At 41.5% G+C, this 19,730-nt stretch carries 17 protein-coding genes; 15 read left to right on the top strand and 2 right to left on the bottom strand.

Going from position 1 to position 19,730, the window contains the following annotated elements; translation table 11 throughout:
- Positions 1-926: 926 nt before the first annotated feature.
- Entirely contained in the window at positions 927-2,420 is a 1,494-nt protein-coding gene (locus DSOL_RS07230; RefSeq protein WP_075364197.1) for a sugar ABC transporter ATP-binding protein, read from the bottom strand.
- Positions 2,421-2,484: 64 nt separating this feature from the next.
- Positions 2,485-3,282, bottom strand: a complete 798-nt coding sequence (locus tag DSOL_RS07225) for a DeoR/GlpR family DNA-binding transcription regulator (RefSeq protein WP_075364196.1) — start codon at positions 3,280-3,282, stop codon at positions 2,485-2,487.
- Between the two features lie 472 nt (positions 3,283-3,754).
- On the opposite strand from DSOL_RS07225, the gene DSOL_RS07220 reads away from it, so the two are divergent.
- The 15 genes from DSOL_RS07220 (at position 3,755) to lpdA (ending at position 19,703) form a co-directional block, all read left to right on the top strand.
- A complete protein-coding gene (locus DSOL_RS07220; RefSeq protein WP_075364195.1) occupies positions 3,755-5,248 on the top strand; it encodes a sugar ABC transporter ATP-binding protein in 1,494 nt (497 codons plus the stop codon).
- A 23-nt stretch (positions 5,249-5,271) separates the two neighbouring features.
- On the top strand, positions 5,272-6,288 hold the full coding sequence (locus DSOL_RS07215) for an ABC transporter permease (protein WP_075364194.1): 1,017 nt from the start codon (positions 5,272-5,274) through the stop codon (positions 6,286-6,288).
- A 59-nt stretch (positions 6,289-6,347) separates the two neighbouring features.
- Complete coding sequence (locus tag DSOL_RS07210) at positions 6,348-7,394, top strand: substrate-binding domain-containing protein (protein ID WP_075364193.1); 1,047 nt, start codon at positions 6,348-6,350, stop codon at positions 7,392-7,394.
- A gap of 180 nt (positions 7,395-7,574) precedes the next feature.
- Positions 7,575-8,249 carry an SDR family NAD(P)-dependent oxidoreductase gene (locus DSOL_RS07205; protein WP_170871462.1) on the top strand — a complete coding sequence of 225 codons (675 nt, stop codon included), beginning with the start codon at positions 7,575-7,577 and terminating at the stop codon, positions 8,247-8,249.
- Positions 8,197-8,346 (top strand): SDR family oxidoreductase, encoded by a 150-nt coding sequence (locus tag DSOL_RS29470; protein WP_083642363.1) that lies wholly within the window; start codon positions 8,197-8,199, stop codon positions 8,344-8,346. Before DSOL_RS07205 ends, DSOL_RS29470 begins: the two co-directional genes overlap by 53 nt.
- A 41-nt stretch (positions 8,347-8,387) precedes the next feature.
- Positions 8,388-9,182: a lipoate--protein ligase family protein gene (locus DSOL_RS07200; RefSeq protein ID WP_083642362.1), complete on the top strand. Its 795-nt coding sequence runs from the start codon at positions 8,388-8,390 to the stop codon at positions 9,180-9,182.
- A gap of 78 nt (positions 9,183-9,260) precedes the next feature.
- Positions 9,261-10,145: a lipoyl synthase gene (lipA, locus tag DSOL_RS07195; protein ID WP_235838726.1), complete on the top strand. Its 885-nt coding sequence runs from the start codon at positions 9,261-9,263 to the stop codon at positions 10,143-10,145.
- A gap of 56 nt (positions 10,146-10,201) precedes the next feature.
- Complete coding sequence (locus DSOL_RS07190) at positions 10,202-11,428, top strand: M24 family metallopeptidase (RefSeq protein WP_083642361.1); 1,227 nt, start codon at positions 10,202-10,204, stop codon at positions 11,426-11,428.
- Between the two features lie 106 nt (positions 11,429-11,534).
- Positions 11,535-12,599, top strand: a complete 1,065-nt coding sequence (locus DSOL_RS07185) for a 2,3-butanediol dehydrogenase (protein WP_075364191.1) — start codon at positions 11,535-11,537, stop codon at positions 12,597-12,599.
- Positions 12,600-12,626: 27 nt separating this feature from the next.
- The gene (locus tag DSOL_RS07180; RefSeq protein ID WP_075364190.1) at positions 12,627-13,661 is read left to right on the top strand and encodes a type II glyceraldehyde-3-phosphate dehydrogenase; all 1,035 of its coding nucleotides are present in this window, start codon (positions 12,627-12,629) and stop codon (positions 13,659-13,661) included.
- A gap of 3 nt (positions 13,662-13,664) precedes the next feature.
- Positions 13,665-14,927, top strand: coding sequence for a phosphoglycerate kinase (locus tag DSOL_RS07175; protein ID WP_075364189.1), 1,263 nt, complete (start codon positions 13,665-13,667; stop codon positions 14,925-14,927).
- Positions 14,928-14,946: 19 nt separating this feature from the next.
- Positions 14,947-15,909: a thiamine pyrophosphate-dependent dehydrogenase E1 component subunit alpha gene (locus tag DSOL_RS27895; protein WP_075364188.1), complete on the top strand. Its 963-nt coding sequence runs from the start codon at positions 14,947-14,949 to the stop codon at positions 15,907-15,909.
- A gap of 18 nt (positions 15,910-15,927) precedes the next feature.
- Positions 15,928-16,908 (top strand): alpha-ketoacid dehydrogenase subunit beta, encoded by a 981-nt coding sequence (locus DSOL_RS27890; protein WP_075364187.1) that lies wholly within the window; start codon positions 15,928-15,930, stop codon positions 16,906-16,908.
- 25 nt (positions 16,909-16,933) lie between these two features.
- Complete coding sequence (locus DSOL_RS07160; protein WP_075364186.1) at positions 16,934-18,271, top strand: dihydrolipoamide acetyltransferase family protein; 1,338 nt, start codon at positions 16,934-16,936, stop codon at positions 18,269-18,271.
- A 40-nt stretch (positions 18,272-18,311) separates the two neighbouring features.
- Positions 18,312-19,703: a dihydrolipoyl dehydrogenase gene (gene lpdA, locus DSOL_RS07155; RefSeq protein ID WP_075364185.1), complete on the top strand. Its 1,392-nt coding sequence runs from the start codon at positions 18,312-18,314 to the stop codon at positions 19,701-19,703.
- Positions 19,704-19,730: the final 27 nt, after the last annotated feature.

The raw sequence follows: 19,730 nt of genomic DNA, 5'->3' as shown, positions 1-19,730 counted from the left end.
CATCTGGAAAAGTACTGTTTTAGGATAGTAACTCGCTGGGTGCCTACTCTACTTCAAGTCCGGTTCTGAGAGAGACTGGGGGTGAAATTCCCCCGGTCTACTCACCTTATAGTCTGTTTTCAATACCGTTCAGATGCCAATCGTTTTCATGAAACGTTGAAGAAAAGGCTGGAGAAATTTGCTTTAACTCTGGTACCGAACAAAACGCGCCTAGTCGAGTTTGGACGCTTTGCAACTAAGCATGCTAAGGAACGAGGCAAAAGATTAGAGTCGATATATTTTCTCGGCTTCACCCACTATTGTACTACTAATAGAAAGGGAAACTTCATGGTGGGCCGAAAGACTGAGAAAACTAGACTTAAGCGAAGTATTATTAAATTGCAGGCAACCCTACGTGAAATTCGACACTCTCCTATTAAGGAGCAGGTAGCGGTAATAAATTCGGTATTAAGAGGCCACTACAATTACTATGGGGTAGCGGGCAATTTAAAAAGCCTATTCAAGATTTACCTCAGGACAGAACATTACTGGAAAAGAATGCTCAGTTCCAGATGTAGTAAAGGATATGTCCCCTGGGAGAAGTTTCAAGCAATTAAAGGCACGTTTCCAATATTGCGACCAAAGCTTTCGATACCCTATATGTCATTAAAAGCATACGCAATGCTGTAAGTCGATTTCTGAAGAGCCCGGTGCGGGAAATCTGCACGCCGGGTTCCGTGGGGGTTGGGTCACCGAAGGTGACCCTTCTACCCGGAGCTGAAGGTGAAATTCCTTTGGCCTACTTACCACCACCGGGCTCAAAGGCAAAATTTATGGCGCTCTGACCTTTCGCGAAAAGGTCAGAGCGCTTCTTGGGATAAGTTTAAACTAAAACGTCATCAGTGTTAAAATATTTATTAAAAATAATAGCCTATGAATTGTTGTATCTAGGTTCCTCCAGTCGCAAAATACATTATTTTTTCATGGGATGCTTGATGCCTTTCCAGGATTGTGGCAACTTTCCCTTCGTAGAGAACCATTATTCGATCAGACATTCCAAGCAGCTCGTTAAGATCTGAGGAAATAAAGATAACAGAGGTACCATTTATTACCAATTTGTTAATTAGATTGTAAACGTCAACTTTAGATGGAATATCTATGCCCCTAGTAGGTTCATCTAATATAAGCACCTTTAACTTTAATTTTGTGGACATCCATCTTGCTAACAGTATCTTCTGCTGATTTCCCCCGCTTAAAGAGGATACACGATTGTTAATATTGTGGACTCTAATTCTTAAGCCTTTTATATGACTATTCACAATATCTTTGCCTCTTCTGTTAAAGGCAAAAAAACGATGGTGAGATTGGCATGAATTAGGTATTAAAATATTATCGAGAATATTTAACTGATTAAAGAGCCCTTCTAGGAGTCGCTCTTGAGTAACATAACCAATCCCTGCCTTAATAGCATCAATGGGTGTATTAATCTTCAAATTTTGAGACTCTAAAAATATACCCTTATCTAGTGGGTCTAGACCAAAAAAGGACCTTGCAATTTTTGTTCCAGATCCGTCTAAACCAGTAATACCAAGAATCTCCCTTTTCCTTAACGTAAAATTAATGCCTGAGGAAAAATGGTCGGTAGTGAAGTCAGCTTTTAAGACTTCTCTACCTATTTTTACACTGAGTTTGGGATAGCGGTCTCTAAGTTCTTTGCCACTCATCATTTTGGTTAAACTACCCATATTAACGGCACTTGTTTTCTCCGTTCCGATAATTTCACCGTCACGTATAATGGTGATTTTATCCCCTAGTGTAACTATTTTATCAAGTTGATGGGAGGTAATTAAAAAAGATACCCCATTTAGCTTCATTTCATTAATAATATTGCAAAACCTAACGGTCTCGGAATCTACTGAAAAAATTAAGGGTTCGTCTAAAATAACAACTTTTGCATTGGCATTAAATGCCTTTAAAAGCTCAATAACTTGTTTTTGTAATTGTGAAAGATTACTGATTTTTGAAGTTGGGCATATTTTCACTTCAAAGCTGTCAAGTAATCGCTGACAAGATTTGATCATTTCATTTCGGCTAATGATTTTAAATAGTTTATTATAGAGCGGTTTATTTTCGATAAAGATATTTTCAGCTACGGAGAATTGTTCAAAAAGCGAAGAAACTTGATTAATTGCGATAATGCCTAATTTCTTAGCATCAACAGGGGAATTAATCTGTACATGTCTATTATTAAATATGATATTACCACTATCCGCAGGGGATATCCCGGACAATATGTTCATAAGCGTAGATTTTCCGGAATCATTCTTGCCAACTAGGATATGCGTCTCGCCTGAATGCAACTCAAGACTTATATTCTTTAAGGAAAAGTAGTTAGAAAGATCTTTATTAATATTCTCTAGCTGTAAAATAGCATGTTGCATGGCAATCCCCACCATCCTAAATTCTAATGAAATCTTTGAAAGTAGTACACAATCTTGCCCTTAGTTATTCATCGAAACTTGATTCATAAATGTTCAGGGACGTAAAAACTTGAATATCATTTTCAAAATAATACTTCTTAAAATAGTCTGGCATTTCGGAGTTAGTGATGATTTTTTCTACACTATTAAGTAACCCTAATTGTGCAAAACTATTATTGTAGAATACGCTATGATGACAAACGATGATCTTTTGCTTAGAAATTTTAAGACATTCTTTTAGTAAAGATGCCTTTTCAATGCTGTTGACGGTATAACCCCTGTCTGGACTAACTCCTTCAACCTCTATAAATGCTTTATCCACATAAAAGTTCCTTATATTTTCTTCTGTTAACTTACCAATTAGGCTCATCGATGTGGAATCGAGATTGCCTCCAGGTAGAATAACATTGATAGAATTGTTTGAAGATAATTCTTCGGCGATTGTTAGATCATTCGTTAATACCGTAATGTTCTGTTTCTTTAATAGTTTCTTTGCAATACATTGATTCGTTAAGCCTTGGCTTAGAAGGATAATATCATTTTTGGCTATTAAATGAGAGGCAATTTCACCTATTTCTAGTCTTTCTTTTAGATAGGGGTCATTTGTTAATTCAAGATTACCTTCTTCACTGTCAGCTTCCTGCTGGTTGAGAATGGCTCCTCCATGGGTGCGTTCGAGAAATTCCTCTTTTTCAAGTTTTTCGAGGTCGCGCCGTATAGTTACTTCAGACACATCAAGCATAGTACTTAAAGTGGATACATCAATATGTTTCTTGTCTAATAGAATTGATTTTATAATTCGTATTCTTTCGCTAGCAAACAATTTAACCCCATCCTTAAGATCTTATTGACATCATATATGTATTAAAATGAATCTTGTTCATAAAATATGATATTGACTAAATTAATACTTTTATTTTAGCACAAGATCGAAAATATATATTTTCGATCTTGATTAATTTTGTTCGGACTTTGTACGGCCAAACTAGAATTCAAGTGCCATCAAGCGGAGAAAAATTTTATCTAAGTCCATAATACCATGAATTCCCTAAGGTTTCCAAGTTATTTTTCTCCAAACTGTAAAAAATATTTGAATTGACAGAACTTTCGCTTGATGATAATATGTGATTGAAATCGAAACAAAACAAACAATAATTACTTTCGAACCATTTCTATAACTCTTGAAACATCTTCGTATCTGGACTAATAAGTTTATCTCGATGTTTCTTTCTTTAAAGCTGTATCACTAATTGTGAGTATGTATTGGTGTAAGAATTGAACAAAGGAGGTTTAAAATGGATAACAAAGCGAGATTAAAATTAGAGCATATAACCAAAGAATTCCCTGGAACAAAGGCCCTTTCTAACGTGGGTTTTGATGTTATGAAAGGTGAAGTCCACGCTTTAGTCGGAGAAAACGGGGCTGGAAAATCAACTTTGGTTAGTATTATTGCCGGGGTCCAACAACCTGATGAAGGACAAATGTTTTTTGACGGGGTTGAAATTGTGCACCATAGTACTTTGGATGCTCAAAAAGTAGGAATTGGTTTGGTGCATCAGGAGCTGAGTTTATGTTCTCACCTAAATATAGGAGAAAACATATTTTTGGGTCGATTGCCGAAAAATATGTTGGGTGTTATTGATTATGAAAAGTTATATTTCGAAAGTAAAAAATTGCTGGAAATGTTTAATTCAGATTTAGCACCGACGGAAAAAATAAGCGACCTAAATGTTGCTCAAAGACAAATGGTGGAGATCTTAAAAGCTCTTTCCTACAATTGTAAACTTTTAATATTGGACGAGCCCACGTCATCTTTAACAGATAGGGAGACAAAGGAATTATTTAAGATCATTAGGCAGTTAAAAGATAAGGGAACGAGTATCATCTACATCAGTCATAGGTTGGCAGAGATACAGGAGATATGTGACAGAATTAGTGTACTTAGAGATGGTCATTATATTAAAACAGTGAATGTCAAAGACGTCGATGTCAACCAAGTCGTTAATATGATGGTGGGTAGGAACATTGAGTTTCTCTATCCGCCTAAGAGCACACAAGTAGCGGAGGAACTCCTAAGAGTTGAAAATGTAACTTCCAAAGGAATATTTGAAAATATTAATTTTTCTCTTTATCAAGGGGAAATCTTAGGTTTTTCGGGACTTGTAGGTGCTGGAAGAACAGAAGTAATGAAGGCTATTTGCGGGATTGATAAAAAAAATAAGGGAGAAATCTATTTCAAAAAGAACAAAATTGAAATTAAAGATTATAAACAGGCCATTGAGCACGGAATCGTATATATGACTGAAGATAGAAAACATGAAGGTCTCTTCTTGCACATGAACATAAAACATAATATTACTGCGGCAGTTCTAAGGAAGCTTAGCAAAAGTATTACGTTGGATGCTAAAAAGGAAGAAGATTTGAGTTCCGAATATGTAAAAATATTAGACATTAAAACTCCGTCGGTCAATCAAGAATGCGGTAGTCTAAGCGGTGGAAACCAACAAAAAGTCCTGTTCGCAAAATGGCTTGCAGCCAAACCGAAAATTCTGATTGTTGATGAACCGACGAGAGGTATCGATGTCAATGTAAAGACTGAAATTTATAAACTGCTGCGCAAGCTAAGTAACGATGGAATAGGAGTCATTGTTATAACCTCAGAACTACCTGAAGCTATTGGGATCTGTGATAGGGTTGTAGTCATGCATGAGGGTGTGATCACAGGAATTGTTCAAGGAGAACAAATTAACGAACAATGCATAATGAAGTATGCTGCAAATGTGTGTTAAAAAAATAAAGAGGTGGTATTTAAATGGTCAAAAATGAAACGTTCGAGGGCAACCAAAGGACCCAATCATCAGGAGTTAAAAAACTAGCCAAAAAAATATTTGCGTTAAAAGAGACGGCCATATTTCTTACTATTATCGCTCTTTCTATTATTTTAAGCATCCTGTCTCCTTACTTTTTAACGGTATCGAATATCTTGACAGTTTTAAGAGGGCTTTCCAGTGATGGGATAATCGTAGTCGGGATGACGATTATATTAATACTTGGCGGCATTGACTTGTCTGTGGGCTCAGTAATGGGATTAACGGGTATGACTGCAGCGTATTTAGCTTCCTCCGGAACAAATATATGGCTTGCAGTGATTGCTGCTTTATTGGTGGGTGTTGCTTGCGGTTTAATTAATGGACTATTTATCGGTAAAGTGGGACTCAGTCCTTTTATCACGACTTTGGCTATGATGGGCATAGCGAGGGGCGCTACTTTATTAGCAACTCAAGGAGCCTCAATATCTTTATATACTAATTCAAAATCCTTCGAAGCGATCGGACAAGGTGACATATTTGGCATACCGATTATAGTGATTATCTTTTTAGTAATAGCGATAATTGGAGATTTTATGCTCAGATACTCGCAGCCCTTTAGAAAAGTCTTTTATATTGGTAGTAATGAAAAAGCTGCCACATTGTCTGGAATTAATATTACGCGGGTGAAAATCGGCATCTATGTTCTAATATCGGTATTGGCAAGCGTCGCCGGTGTGCTGAGTTTAGCACGGTTTGGGGCAGCTACCCCCACAACAGGAACTGGAGCAGAGATGATCGCAATTTCAGCGGCGGTCATCGGTGGAGCAAGTCTTAGCGGCGGGGAAGGGTCCATCCTGGGAGCTTTTTTAGGAGTAATCCTTCTGAACGTTGTTAATAACGGTCTGATTTTGCTTAATGTATCTGTCTATGGACAAGGCTTAATCAGCGGTCTGATTTTGCTTTTTGCCGTAACTATTGATCATATAAGCCATAAAAAGAGAGTGATGAAACTGCACTAAGGTATGGTTTAGGGGCTAAAGGCCTTTAAATAAATAAAATTAGTAAGGGGATGGGAAAAATGAAAAACACGTTAAAGCTTAAAAGCGGAGTCGCAATCGTATTATTATTGTTTACTGCGGCATTTCTTCTTAGCGGCTGTGGAAACGCAAGTCCTTCTGCAAGTAACTCCGCAACATCTCAAAATTCTCAAACAAAGACACTCAAAGGAGAGCCTAGTGAGGAGTACTACATGGTTACTTTTATGAGCGGTCTTGAGTTCTGGAAATCCACTTTTAAGGGTTTCCAGGATGCGGGCAAGCTCTATGGCATAAAGACAGTTTACACGGGTGCACAACAATTTGACATCAATCAACAAGTATCAGTACTTGAAGAAGTCATCGCCAAGAAACCTGCAGGTATTGCGATCACCGCGGTAAATGGAAAAGCCTTAGCTGGACCCATCAATAAAGCAATTGCACAAGGCATACCGGTTGTGGTTTTCGATTCTGATTCTCCTGATAGCAACAGAAATATTATTGTTCAAACTGGAAATGAAAGTGCTGGTAGAGTCGCTGCAGATACTTTGGCCAAAAACATTGGTAGTTCAGGTGAAGTAGCAGTCCTCTATGTTGCTGGTACCCCAACACTCGAACAAAGAGCGGCTGGCTTTAAAGCTGAGATGCAAGAAAAATATCCTAACATCAAAGTAGTTGCATCTGGTAACTATTCTGGCGAACAAATGGATGCTAACAAAGCAGCCGCGGGTATTATCCAAGCTAATCCAAACCTTAAGGGTATCTTTGCTGGTAATTCACCTGGCGCCCTTGGAGCAATCGTAGCTGTGAAAGAAGCTAACAAAAAGAATCAAGTAAAGGTAGTCGGGTTTGACGCGGACAACAGTTTACTTGATGCGATCAAAGCTGGAGATGCTGTAGCGACAATTGCCCAAGGTTCTTACAATATGGGGTATTGGTCCATGAACTTCTTGTTCCAAGAAAAACATGAATTAATGAACCCTGTTGACGGCTGGAAGAAAAATGGTATTAATCCATTGCCCTCTTACGTAGACACCGGTGTAAATATAATCACGAAAGATAATGCGGATCTTTTCTATACCAAAAAGTAGTTCTTAATCAATAGTATATTTGATTTAGAATAATCGAGTTTCGACTGATCTAATTGTATAGAACTTCACAACTACATCCATGTACTTTGTGAAGTTCTATCCTAGAAACAAATAGCTTATTTCAAGTGCAGAGTTATTAGATGAAGATTTAATGACTCAGATAGGGAGAGTGCATTGACGTTGTTTGCTAACAAAGTTGCGTTTGTTACTGGTGCATCTCAGGGGATCGGTAAAGCCACTGCTTTAATTTTAGCGAAGTATGGTGCTTATATAGTAGCGGTGGATATTAGCAAAGAAGTTGAACGAACCGCAGAAGAAATCAAGCAGTTGGGCAGGGAATGTATCAGTGTCATTACGGATGTTACAAACCGAGAAAGAGTAGAATCTGCCGTAAAAACTGCCATCAAACAATTTGACAAGCTAGATATTTTGGTCAATTGCGCCGGAATTGTTTCCTCTTCCCTGCTACTGGATCTGCCGGAGGAGCTCTGGGATAAAACTATCGATGTCAATCTAAAAGGGGTCTATCTAGTGAGTCAGGCCGTTTCCAAAGAGATGGTAAAACGTAGAACGGGAAAGATCGTTAATATTTCTTCACAAGCTTCAAAAGTCGGGGAGATTGGCAATGGTGCCTATTGCGCTTCTAAAGCGGGTGTTAATGCATTAACCCAGGTTTTAGCGCTCGAATTGGCGCCCTATAACATCAATGTAAATGCGGTGTGCCCGGGCTATACCGATACTGAAATAATGCAAAAGGTCTTTGAAATAAGGGGTCCGATAGAGCAAATGACCCCAGCAGACTATGAAAAGGATCTGCTTTCCCAGTGTGCCTTTGAAGCGTATGGCCAAACCTGAGGAAATTGGAGAATTAATTTCATTTCTCTGTAGTGACAAATCCAACTATATAACCGGGATTGCAGTCTCGATTGCCGGTGGCAAAATCCTGTTTTAACTACACTGGGATGCAGAGGTAACGAAGGGGGGGCAACAACGGTGGAAAAATGGAGGCTGCTTGATACTGGGAAAGCGACAGCTGAGGAGAATATGGCAATTGATGAATCGCTTCTGATCAGTCATGCTAGGGGATTATCGCTACCCACCATCCGTTTTTACAGTTGGTCTCCATCGGCAATAAGCCTCGGTTCGTCCCAGAAACTTGAGGAAATTGATAGGGTTGCCTGCCGAGCCAATGGAGTCGATGTGGTGAAAAGGATCACCGGGGGCAGAGCAGTTTTCCATGATGATGAGTTGACCTATTCTTTAGTGGCAGCGGAAGATAATCAAAGAATATCCGGAAGCATCACTGAATCCTATCATAAAATTTCCAGCGGTTTGTATGAAGGCTTCAAGAAACTTGGTGCGGATGTAGAAATGGCCCGTAGGCCGGAAAAGCATGCTCAGAATTCTGCCGTTTGTTTCGACGCTCCATCTTGGTATGAAATCGTTTGGCAGGGTAAAAAAGTAGCTGGAAATGCTCAAACCCGCAGAAAGAATGTAATACTTCAACACGGTTCCATTCCGCTTTCCATGGATATTGACAAGTTCGTAAAACTATTGAACGTTAAGGCCGAAAATCAAAGAGAGATATTAAGTCAAAGTCTTAAGAAAAAGGCATGTGGCTTAGACCAAGTTCTAAAACGGAAAGTTACCTATGCAGAACTAAAAGAGGCCTTGATCACCAGTATGGAAGAACAGCTTCAAATTATTTTAACACCCATGACTCTAACTGCTCAGGAATTAGAAATTGCTAGGAATCTGATAACGGAAAACAAATATTCTCTAAAGTGACTTCAACGATGTCCAATTATCTGAGTCGTTTGTTGTTTAGAAAATGATAGATATTATACGGGCTTTGTAAGGGAGGTCTTGGCAATCGTTGAAGAAAAGTTAAGTCGCCCTAATTGGTTAAAAAAAAGAATAGGGACGTCTATAAATATGTCCTTAACCCACGAACTTCTTCAAGATCTTAAACTGAATACGGTTTGTGACAGCGCCTTGTGCCCAAACTTAACAGAATGTTACTCAAAAAAGACAGCTACCTTCATGATTATGGGAGATGTTTGCACCAGGAATTGCCGATTCTGCGCTGTCAGTAATGGAAAACCTAGTTCTTTATATCCTGATGAGCCCAGGAGAGTAGCACAGGCAACGGCGCGGCTAGGTTTAAAACATGTTGTGGTAACCTCGGTTACCCGCGATGACTTGATTGATGGCGGTGCTTCACACTTTGTTGAAGTTATAAAAAATATTCGAGAATATTGTCCCCAGTCAATTATTGAAGTGCTAACACCGGATTTTAAAGGAAGTTTTGATCGCGTGGCCCAGGTAGTTGAAGCAAAGCCACATATTTTTAATCATAATATTGAGACAGTCCCTAGGTTGTATTCGGCTGTCCGTCCCCAAGCGGATTATCTACGAAGTCTAAACGTTTTAGAACATGCCAAAAAAACGGATCAAGGGGTTTTTACCAAATGTGGAATTATGTTGGGTCTAGGGGAAGAAGAGCGCGAAGTCGTTAACGTAATGAAGGATTTGCGCAATATTGGCTGTGACATAATTACCATCGGGCAATACTTGCAACCTTCACCTCAGCATTTGCCGGTTAAAGAGTATGTTCACCCTGATGTGTTTAACAAATACGAGAGTATTGCTATAGAACAGGGATTTCTGCATGTTGCTTCAGGGCCATTTGTTAGGAGTTCATTTAATGCAATTGAGTTTTCTGAAAAAGTATTTGCAATAAATTCTTAGAAAATTAGTAATAACAAGTTTACTCAAATATTTAAAATAAAAGGAGATATGACATTATGAGACTAGGAACAAAAGGTATGATGGGTGTCGATTATGAGGAACGTATTAATTTTGACCGGATGCGCAAAGATCGAGTGCAAAAAATAAAGGACGAAATGGAAAAGACGGACCTGGATTGCTTACTGCTTTTTGATAGTGGAAACAAACGGTACGCAACGTCAACTGCTGTTGCTTCGCCTGAAGTAGATAACATGGGACGATATGCAATTATTCCGCGTACTGGAGAGCCCTATATCTTCGGGTTTGGTTCAGAATCCGCTGCTGAAAGACTTAATTGCCCATGGATAGCAGACCGCTCTTTGCCAGCACACACAACCATGTTTGGTGCACTTCCTAGGGAATGGGGTTTATATAAGAACTTTGTGAGCGACTTAAAGATGGTTTTAAACAAGAATGGAATCAATGAGAAGGCACATATTGGCGTCGATCAGTTAGATTCGCAATTGATTATGGTTTTACAGGAAGAGGGTTTCCGTTTAGGCGATGGTCAGAATGTAATGCTTGATGCCCGTTCCATTAAAACGATGGATGAAATCATGATTATGCAAAATGCAGCAGCGACGGTTGATGCAGCTTTTTATAAGGTAGCGCAGTTCATTAGACCTGGGGTGCGTGAAAATGAAATTCAGGCAGTAGCTGCACACGAATTGCACAGACTTGGGGGACAATGGGTCATTAACGTACAAGTAACTAGCGGCTCACGTACGCATCCACATCCACATTTGAGTTCTGATCGGTTGATTCAACCAGGAGACTTGATCTTTGCTGATATAGTGACGCTGCTCAATGGCTATCATACCTGCTATTACAGAACTTTGTGCTGTGGTAAACCAACTCAAAAACAAAAAGAAATTTACGGCAGAGCGTATGAAATGTTGTACAAAGGGATCAATGCCGCCCAAGTTGGCGCTACAACTGCTGATATTGTAAAACAGTGGCCAACGTGTGATTACTGGGGATTTAATAATGAAGCAGAAGCCTTCGGGTTAGCCTTTGCCCATGGCTTAGGAGTTGGTCTCTGGGAACGTCCTATGGTATCTCGTTCATTTAGTATCGATCATCCCGTTGAACTTAAAGAAGGAATGGTATTGGCCTTTGAGACCTATGATGGAGAAGGTACAGACGGCGCACGGATTGAGGACGAAGTGGTAATCACCAATGAAGGACCACAGGTCATTTCCAAGTTCCCATCGGATGAATTAATTGCTTGCCCAATATTATAAGTGAAAAATCAGTCAACGGGTCTATTCTGAAGTTGCTGGGTTGAGGAAATCAGATCTAATTAATGGCAGTTTTTTTGTAAAAGTATTTTATCTAGGAGGTAAAAACATGAGAGCAGCATTATGGTATGGCGCCAAAGATATCCGAGTGGAAGATGTGCCTAGACCTACTCCGGGAAAAGGCGAAGTCCTCGTAAAGGTAAAACGATGTGGAATATGTGGCACGGATCTACACGAATATGTCTCAGGACCCCATGTAATGTTTGTCGATGAACCCCATCCTTTAACAGGCTTTAAGGCACCCATTATTATGGGACATGAATTTTCAGGCGATATTGTAGAGGTCGGACCGGACATTAAGAAATGGAACGAAGGAGACCGTGTTGTCGTAATGCCTCTAATGCACTGTGGTGAATGTTACTATTGTAGAAGAGGACTAGAACATTTATGTGAGCAGTTTGCGGCAGTTGGGCTTCAATGGTATTGGGGTGGATTTGGGGAGTATTGCCTTGTCAAGGAATATCAACTTAATAAATTGCCCGATAACATGACCTATGAAGAAGGCGCATGTTGTGAACCGGCTTCACTAGGGCTCTACGGAATAAGAAGGTCCGGCTTACAAGCAGGAGATACGGTCTTTATTTCCGGCGGTGGACCCACTGCGGTATTTACACTCATGGGGTGCTTGGCAGCAGGCGCATCAAAGGTATTCATGAGTGAAATACAGCCGGGAAGAGCCAATAAGTGCAGAGAGTTTGGGGCAACTGAAGTTTTCAATCCCCTAGAATGTAATCTCGAGGAAGAATTATTGAAGAGGACCAACGGCGTTGGTGTGGATATAGCCTTTGAATGTACTGGAATTGAAGCGGCAATTAATGATTGCTTTAAGGTATTGCGCAAAAGAGGAATGTATGTTCAAAGCGGGCTTAACGTGGATCCAGTTAAGGTTAACCCCTTTGACTGGGCATACAAAGATCTTAACATGGTCGGGCTGTGGTGTTTTAATACCTACGATTTCGCTTCGACGCTTGACCTTATCTCGACGGGCCGACTTCCAGTTAAAAAGTCAGTAACAAAAGTCATTAAAGTTGAAGACATTGTCAAAGAAGGATTTGAAGTTCTGACAGCTGATACAACGGGTAAAGAGATGAAGATTCAGATTTCGTTTGAATAAGAGAAGGGCTAAGGGGAGGTAAATAGAATGGCAAAGGTTAAGGTCGGAGTTGCTGGATACGGAGTTATCGGTCAGAGATTGGCCGACGGTGTTGCGCTGCAAGAGGATATGGAACTGGTAGGGGTTGCCGATGTTGCACCAACTCTTGCTATTCGCGCCTTGAAGGAAAAGGGTATGCCCTATAAATTGTATAGTGCTATGCCAGAGAATCAACAACTCTTTGACAAATTGAACATTCCCATTGCTGGAACGCTAGAGGATCTTGTGCAAAATGTGGATATTATGCTTGACGCCACCAGTGCTGGAGTAGGTGCTAAGAATAAGGAACTCTACAAGCGCTATGGTAAAAAGGCTGTTTTCCAAGGGGGCGAAAAGAACAGCGTTGCCGATGTATTTTTTCATGGCTATGCAAACTATGAGCAAGGCCTAGGTCAGGATTTTCTGAAATTAACGTCCTGTAACACGACTGGGTTAATTCGTGCCGTTGATTGTATTGATAGAAAAGTTGGAGTTGAAAAAGTAGCCATTACGATTATCCGCCGGGTTGCCGATCCGGGTGATTATCATCGTGGGCTCACCAATGCCTTGCAAGTCGATAAGGCACCTAGTCATCAAGCCGTGGATCTCATGACGATTATGCCCCACATCGATGCCACAGGTATATTAGTCCATGCCCCGGTTACCCATGGACACATCATCACCGTTCTGGCTAAAACCAAGCAGAAAATCTCCAAGGAAACTCTGTTGGAATACTTTAGAGAAAACGCTAGGATTAGAGTGGTACGGTTAGAAGATGGCTTCCTTGGAAATGCTTCCCTCTTTAAATACGCTAGGGATTTAGGGAATCCACGGGGTGACATGTACGAGATCGCGGTTTGGGAAGAATCAATTGTGCATTCGGGTGATGACATTATGTTCGCCATCAATATTCCCCAAGAATCAGATGTCATTCCTGAGAATATCGACGCGATTCGGGCTGCATTGCGTATGCAGAACGATAGAATGGAAGCTGTTGGACTGACAAACAAGTATTTAGGAATGAGACCGAACAAAGGAGTATAAGCTATGAAATTTGGTATCTGTACTTTAGATGACTTCGATCTCTCGGGTAGAACAGTGTTGTGCCGGGTTGATATCAATCAACCTATCGATAAAAGGACGGGTCAGCTAAAGGATATAACTCGGATAAAAGCTTGTATTCCAACCCTGAAAGAACTCTCGGATAAAGGGGCAAAAGTCGTCGTATTAGCCCATCAGGGAGGAGACCTAGAATACAAAAACTACTATTCCACGGAACCCCATGCCAAAGTACTTGCGGATTTGTTGGGAAAACCAGTTCAATTCGTGGAGGATGTCATTGGACCTACTGCTAGGGAGGCTATAAAAGCTTTGAAAGAGGGGGGAATTCTCCTCCTCGATAATGTTAGATTCGTTGCCGAAGAGATGACCTTATTTGAAACAAAACTCAACCTTAATGCTGAAGAATTAAGCCAGAGCCAGACGGTCAAACGACTGGCTCCTTTGGCAGACTTGTATGTATGTGACGCATTCGCTGCAGCTCACAGGTCACAACCCTCGTTGGTAGGTTTTGAACACGTTTTGCCCTCGGCTATGGGCAGACTCTTCGAAGAAGAGTTCAGTGTAATTTCGAGCGTCATGGAAAACCCTGCCCGGCCTAGTTTGTTTATTCTTGGGGGAGCGAAAATCCAAGATGCCTTTATGATGATGAATACGGTACTAACAAACGGTTCTGCAGACAAAGTGATGACGGGTGGGCTTGTCTCCAACATCATGCTTTTGGCGAAGGGAATCAATATTGGCCAGGCATCCTCTGATTTTATTTATAAGAACAACTTGTCTGAGTACATCGAGGATGCTAAACAGCTCTTGGCTAAGTTTGCCGATAAAATTCTCCTTCCCGTCGACTTGGCATTTGTCAACGAAGAACGAAATGAAGTTTCAATAAATGACTGTCCTGAGGATGAAATGTTGATTGATATTGGTCATCAAACCGGCGAACTCTATAAAAAGGCGATTCAAGAGTCGGCAACGGTGTTTATCAATGGTCCTATGGGAATATTCGAAAAGCAACCTTCCGAATATGGTACTCGGTTGGTTTGGGAAACTGTGGCAAGCTCAACGGCTTATTCGATTATCGGCGGTGGAGATAGTATTACGGCAGCCAACAAATTTAATGTGGAAGAGGATATTTCCTATATATGCACAGGGGGAGGCGCCTTGGTTCGTTTTTTATCCGGCGAAGAACTTCCTGTGGTAAGGGCTCTGCGAGATGCGGCAAAAAGAACGCAGCAAATAGCACAGAACTAAAAAAGAGAAGGTGTTTACCATGATTGAAAAGGGACGTCTTGTTAAGATCTATGAAACCATGAGTGATATCAGGAATTTCGAATTGAAAGCACAAAGTTTTTTTGAACAAAATATTCTCAGAGGATCAGTTCATCTTTATGTCGGTGAAGAAGCCGTAGCGGCGAGTGTGTGCTCCCTGCTGAAGGATGAGGATTATATTACCAGTACACATAGAGGCCACGGCCATTGTATCGCCAAGGGCGCTGAACTTGGGAAGTCCATGGCTGAGCTTATGGGCAAAGCTACAGGATACTGTAAGGGAAGAAGCGGTTCTATGCATATTGCAGATTTTACTAAGGGTAACCTTGGTGCTAATGCAGTTGTTGGAGCAGGTATTCCTATTGCAGTTGGAGCAGCTCTAGCTTCTCATCTTAAAGGTACCAAGCAAGTCACTGTTAGCTTCTTTGGTGATGGGGCGTCAAACGAAGGGACTTTCCACGAGGCCATAAACCTGGCAGCTGTTTGGAAACTGCCTGTCATCTTCGTTTGCGAGAATAATGGTTATGGTATTTCAGTTCCCTTAAAAGAAAGTACAGCAGTGGAAGACATTAGTGTGCGGGCAGTCGGTTATGGAATCCCGGGTTATACGGTGGATGGTAATGATGTTCTAGCGATAGATGAGGTCATGCAAAAGGCACTCGAAAGGGCCAAAGCGGGAGAAGGACCAACATTAATTGAGTGTAAGACCTACCGCTGGTTGGGACACTGGACGGGTGACCCACAGGTTTATCGGACGAAAGAAGAAGTTGAGGAATGGAAGAAAAAAGACCCTATTCTAATACTTAAGAAGTATATGTTGGATAATAACATTTTGACAGAGTCTGAAGTTGAGAAATTAGATAACAACTCACTGCTCGCCGTTGAAGAAGCGGCCAAATTTGCCCTAGAAAGTCCCGATCCCGATCCCGCCACTGTAATGGAAGATGTCTTCTTTGAAAACTAGAGAAAAGAGGGTACGGTAATGAGTATAAAGAGTTATACACAAGCCATTAAAGATGCAATTGCTCAGGAAATGGAACGTGATGAAAACGTTTTTATTATGGGTGAAGATGTTGCTGAAGCCGGTGGAGTATTTGGTGTCACGCGCGGCCTTGTCGATAAGTTTGGTAAAGAACGAGTTCGGAATACCCCTATTTCAGAAGCTGGGATCGTGGGGGCAGGTCTTGGCGCAGCCTGCGCAGGGATGAGACCAATCGTTGAATTAATGTATATGGATTTCACCTTTGTAGCTATGGATCAGATTCTCAATCAGGTTGCTAAGACGAGATACGTCTTTGGTGGCAAGGCTAAAATTCCTTTGGTCATCAGGGGACAGCAGGGGGTAGGCCGTGGCAATGCCGCCACCCATTCACAAAGTGTAGAAGCAATTTTCATGCATTTTCCCGGTGTTAAAGTAGCAATACCCTCAAGCCCTGCAGATGCAGCGGGGTTACTTCGGACAGCAATTCGAGATGACAATCCAGTATTATTTTTCGAGCACAAGCAGCTTTATAATGTCAAAGGTGAAGTACCCGATGATCCAGACTTCGCTGTTCCATTTGGCGAAGCGAAGGTTGTTAAAGAAGGAAACGATGTCACGATTATCGCGAGTCTTCTTTATGTCAATAAAGCGCTGGCTGTTGCAGAAAAACTTCAAGCCCAGGGAATCAAGGCTGAAATAATAGACCCCAGAACCTTGGTGCCCTTTGATAAGGCTACGATCATTAATTCAGTCAAGAAAACAGGACGAGCGGTAGTCGTCCATGAAGCTCATAGAACGGGTGGGGTTGGTGCCGAGATTTCAGCCATTATCACAGAAGAGGCTTTCAAATATTTGGATGCCCCAGTGATAAGATTAGGGGCCAAAGCATGTCCATTGCCTTTCAACCTTGACTTGGAAAATGCAGTTGTGCCGCAGGAAGACGATATTATCTCGGCTGTAAATTCGGTTCTTTATCGCTAAAAGTTGTGTTTAGGAAGGTGTAATTATGGCAACCAAAGTAATTTTGCCAAAACAGGGTCTCCAAATGACAGAAGGTACCATTATCAAGTGGCTATTTGCTGAAGGTCAGACGGTTGAAGCCGGTCAACCTTTGTTTGAAATGGAGACCGATAAATTAACGATTGAAATTGAGGCTCCTGCTTCAGGGATTTTGCTGAAGATCATTAGAAATGTTGGAGAAGTGGTGCCCATTACTGAAACCATTGCAGTGATCGGTGACCTTGGTGAAGACATTTCCTCGATTCTTAACACTACGGGGAGTAAATCGGATGTTGCTGATGAGCAAAAGAATGAGGTTGTGGTTGCGCAGGTAAGCGCTAGCCCTAGCCCTAGCCCTGCTCCGCAAAGACAACCCGGCGAGCGGATTTTCATTACCCCTAGGGCAAAAATGACCGTAGAAGAAGCAGGTGTGAATTACCAAGATATTTCTGGTACGGGACCAGAAGGTCTAATTATTGAAAAAGACGTTAAAGACTATGTTGAAAGTTCCAAAATGGGAGCCAAGATTACGCCCGTTGCCAAAAAAATAGCAGAACAGAATCAGATTGATGTCGCCAACGTTGATGGTACCGGTGCTCGCGGCAAGATCATGAAAGCCGATATCGAAAAGGCTATCAATGAAAGAAGAACTAAACAGATAGCCGGGGAAAGAGAACAACGCTTAATTCCCTTTGCCGGTATGCGGAAAGTCATTGCTGAAAACATGATGAAAAGTCTCCATAGTATGGCCCAGGCTAACCACAGGATGAAGGTTGATATGACAGAGGTCATGACGTTAAGGGAAAGACTGAAAGCCGATGGAGTAAAGATTTCCTTCAATGACATATTGGTCAAGGTAGTGGCAAAAGCCCTTGGAGATTTCCCAATTGCAAATTCCACCCTGACAGAGGAAGGGATTGTGCTTAGGGATTTTGTAAACGTAGGCATAGCTGTTGCCGTCGACAATGGATTGATTGTTCCGGTGGTAAAAGATGCGGACTTAATGACCCTCAAAGAAATCTCAACGGTTTCCAGTGAGTTGATTGAGAAAGCCAAGAGCGGCAAGTTGGGCCCGGATGATTATCAAGGTGGTACGTTTACCATAACAAATCTTGGCATGTTCGGTATCGATGAGTTTACTGCCGTGATCAATTCTCCGGAAGTAGGAATCCTCGCGGTTGGCAAGATTGACATGACGCCTGTTGTCGTGGGCAATGAAATAGTTATTAAGCCAATCATGGTTTTGAGCCTTACTTATGACCACAGAATCGTAGACGGTGCCCCAGCAGCCCAATTCTTACAGCGTATTAAGCAAATTCTGCAAAACCCGTACCTGTTATTGTAAAAACGTCTAATCAATAATCCAGTTAAAATGAGGTGAAGTAATGGGCAATAAGTACGATTTAACCGTTATCGGAGGTGGCCCTGGGGGCTATGTGGCGGCCATTCGCGCCGCTCAACTAGGACTCAAAGTGGCAGTTATTGAGGACAAACAGATGGGAGGCACCTGTTTAAATCGAGGGTGCATACCGACAAAGTCACTTCTGCATTCTTCAGAAGTTTATCAAACCGCGAAAACTGGCCTTGATTTTGGAATTGTGGTGGGAGACGTTCAATTTGATTTTGGAAAGATTATAGCCAAAAAAGATTCAGTCGTAAAAAGGCTTCGTTCCGGGATTGAATTTCTCGTAAAGAAGAACGGTGCTACGATCATCAACGGACTTGGCTATATCAAGGATAAAAATACAATTGAAGTCACTGGCAAAGAGCCCCAGACTATTACCACGGATAAAATTATTATAGCCACAGGATCAAGGCCTTCAAGACCGCCCATTCCTGGACTGGACAGTGAGAAAGTGTTAGATAGTGACAGTTTGCTGGACCTCAAAAACTGCCCGGATAAGTTAGTCATCATCGGCGGAGGAGTTATCGGAATCGAATTTGCCACCGTATTTAATTCACTCGGCAAAGACGTTACGATCATTGAAATGATGGATGAGATACTGCCCGGAGTCGACAGTGAAATATCATCGACGATCAGAAAATCGCTTCTCAAAAAGGGCATCATACTCTATACAAGCTCAACGGTATTGTCCATTGAAACGAAGAAAGAAACCGAATGTGTCTTTAAAACCAATAACGTGGAACAGAGAGAGACCTGCGACTTAGTTTTAGTAGCTATTGGCAGGAAACCCAACTCCGAGGGCATTGGTTTGGAAAACATAGGACTTGTGCCTGAAAAAGGGTTCATTAACGTCAATGACAAACTGGAAACCTCTGTCCCCGGTGTCTACGCTATTGGAGATGTAACAGGAAAAGTCATGCTGGCCCATGTGGCCTCGGCCCAGGGCTTGATTGCTGCGGCCAATGTTGCAGGTATTGCCCAACGTATGAACTATTCCGTAGTACCCGGCTGTATTTATACCAGCCCAGAAATAGCTACTGTAGGAATGACAGAAGCCGAGGCAATAAAACAAGGCAACAAGGTAAAAGTCGGAAGGTTCCCAGTAAGTGCCAATGGAAAGTCGATGATTATGGGTGAAACTGAAGGACTGATCAAAATAGTCACCGATGAAACGACGGGAGAAATTCTGGGAACTCACATATTGGCTCCGAGGGCTACGGATATGATCGCTGAGATGTGTTTGGCTATGAAACTGGAGTCAACGGTCGAAGAGATCTCCAATACCATCCACCCCCATCCGACGGTCAGTGAAATCATTATGGAAGCAGCCCATGATGTGGAAGGCTTGTGTGTGCATAAACCTAGGAATTAAAGTTATGGTGGAAAAATGAGGGGAAAT

Origin of the sequence: Desulfosporosinus metallidurans (assembly GCF_001936615.1) — a bacterium.
GTDB lineage: Bacteria > Bacillota > Desulfitobacteriia > Desulfitobacteriales > Desulfitobacteriaceae > Desulfosporosinus > Desulfosporosinus metallidurans.
The sequence above is the reverse complement of the archived record's forward strand: the minus strand, read 5'-3'. Positions and strand labels throughout refer to the sequence as shown.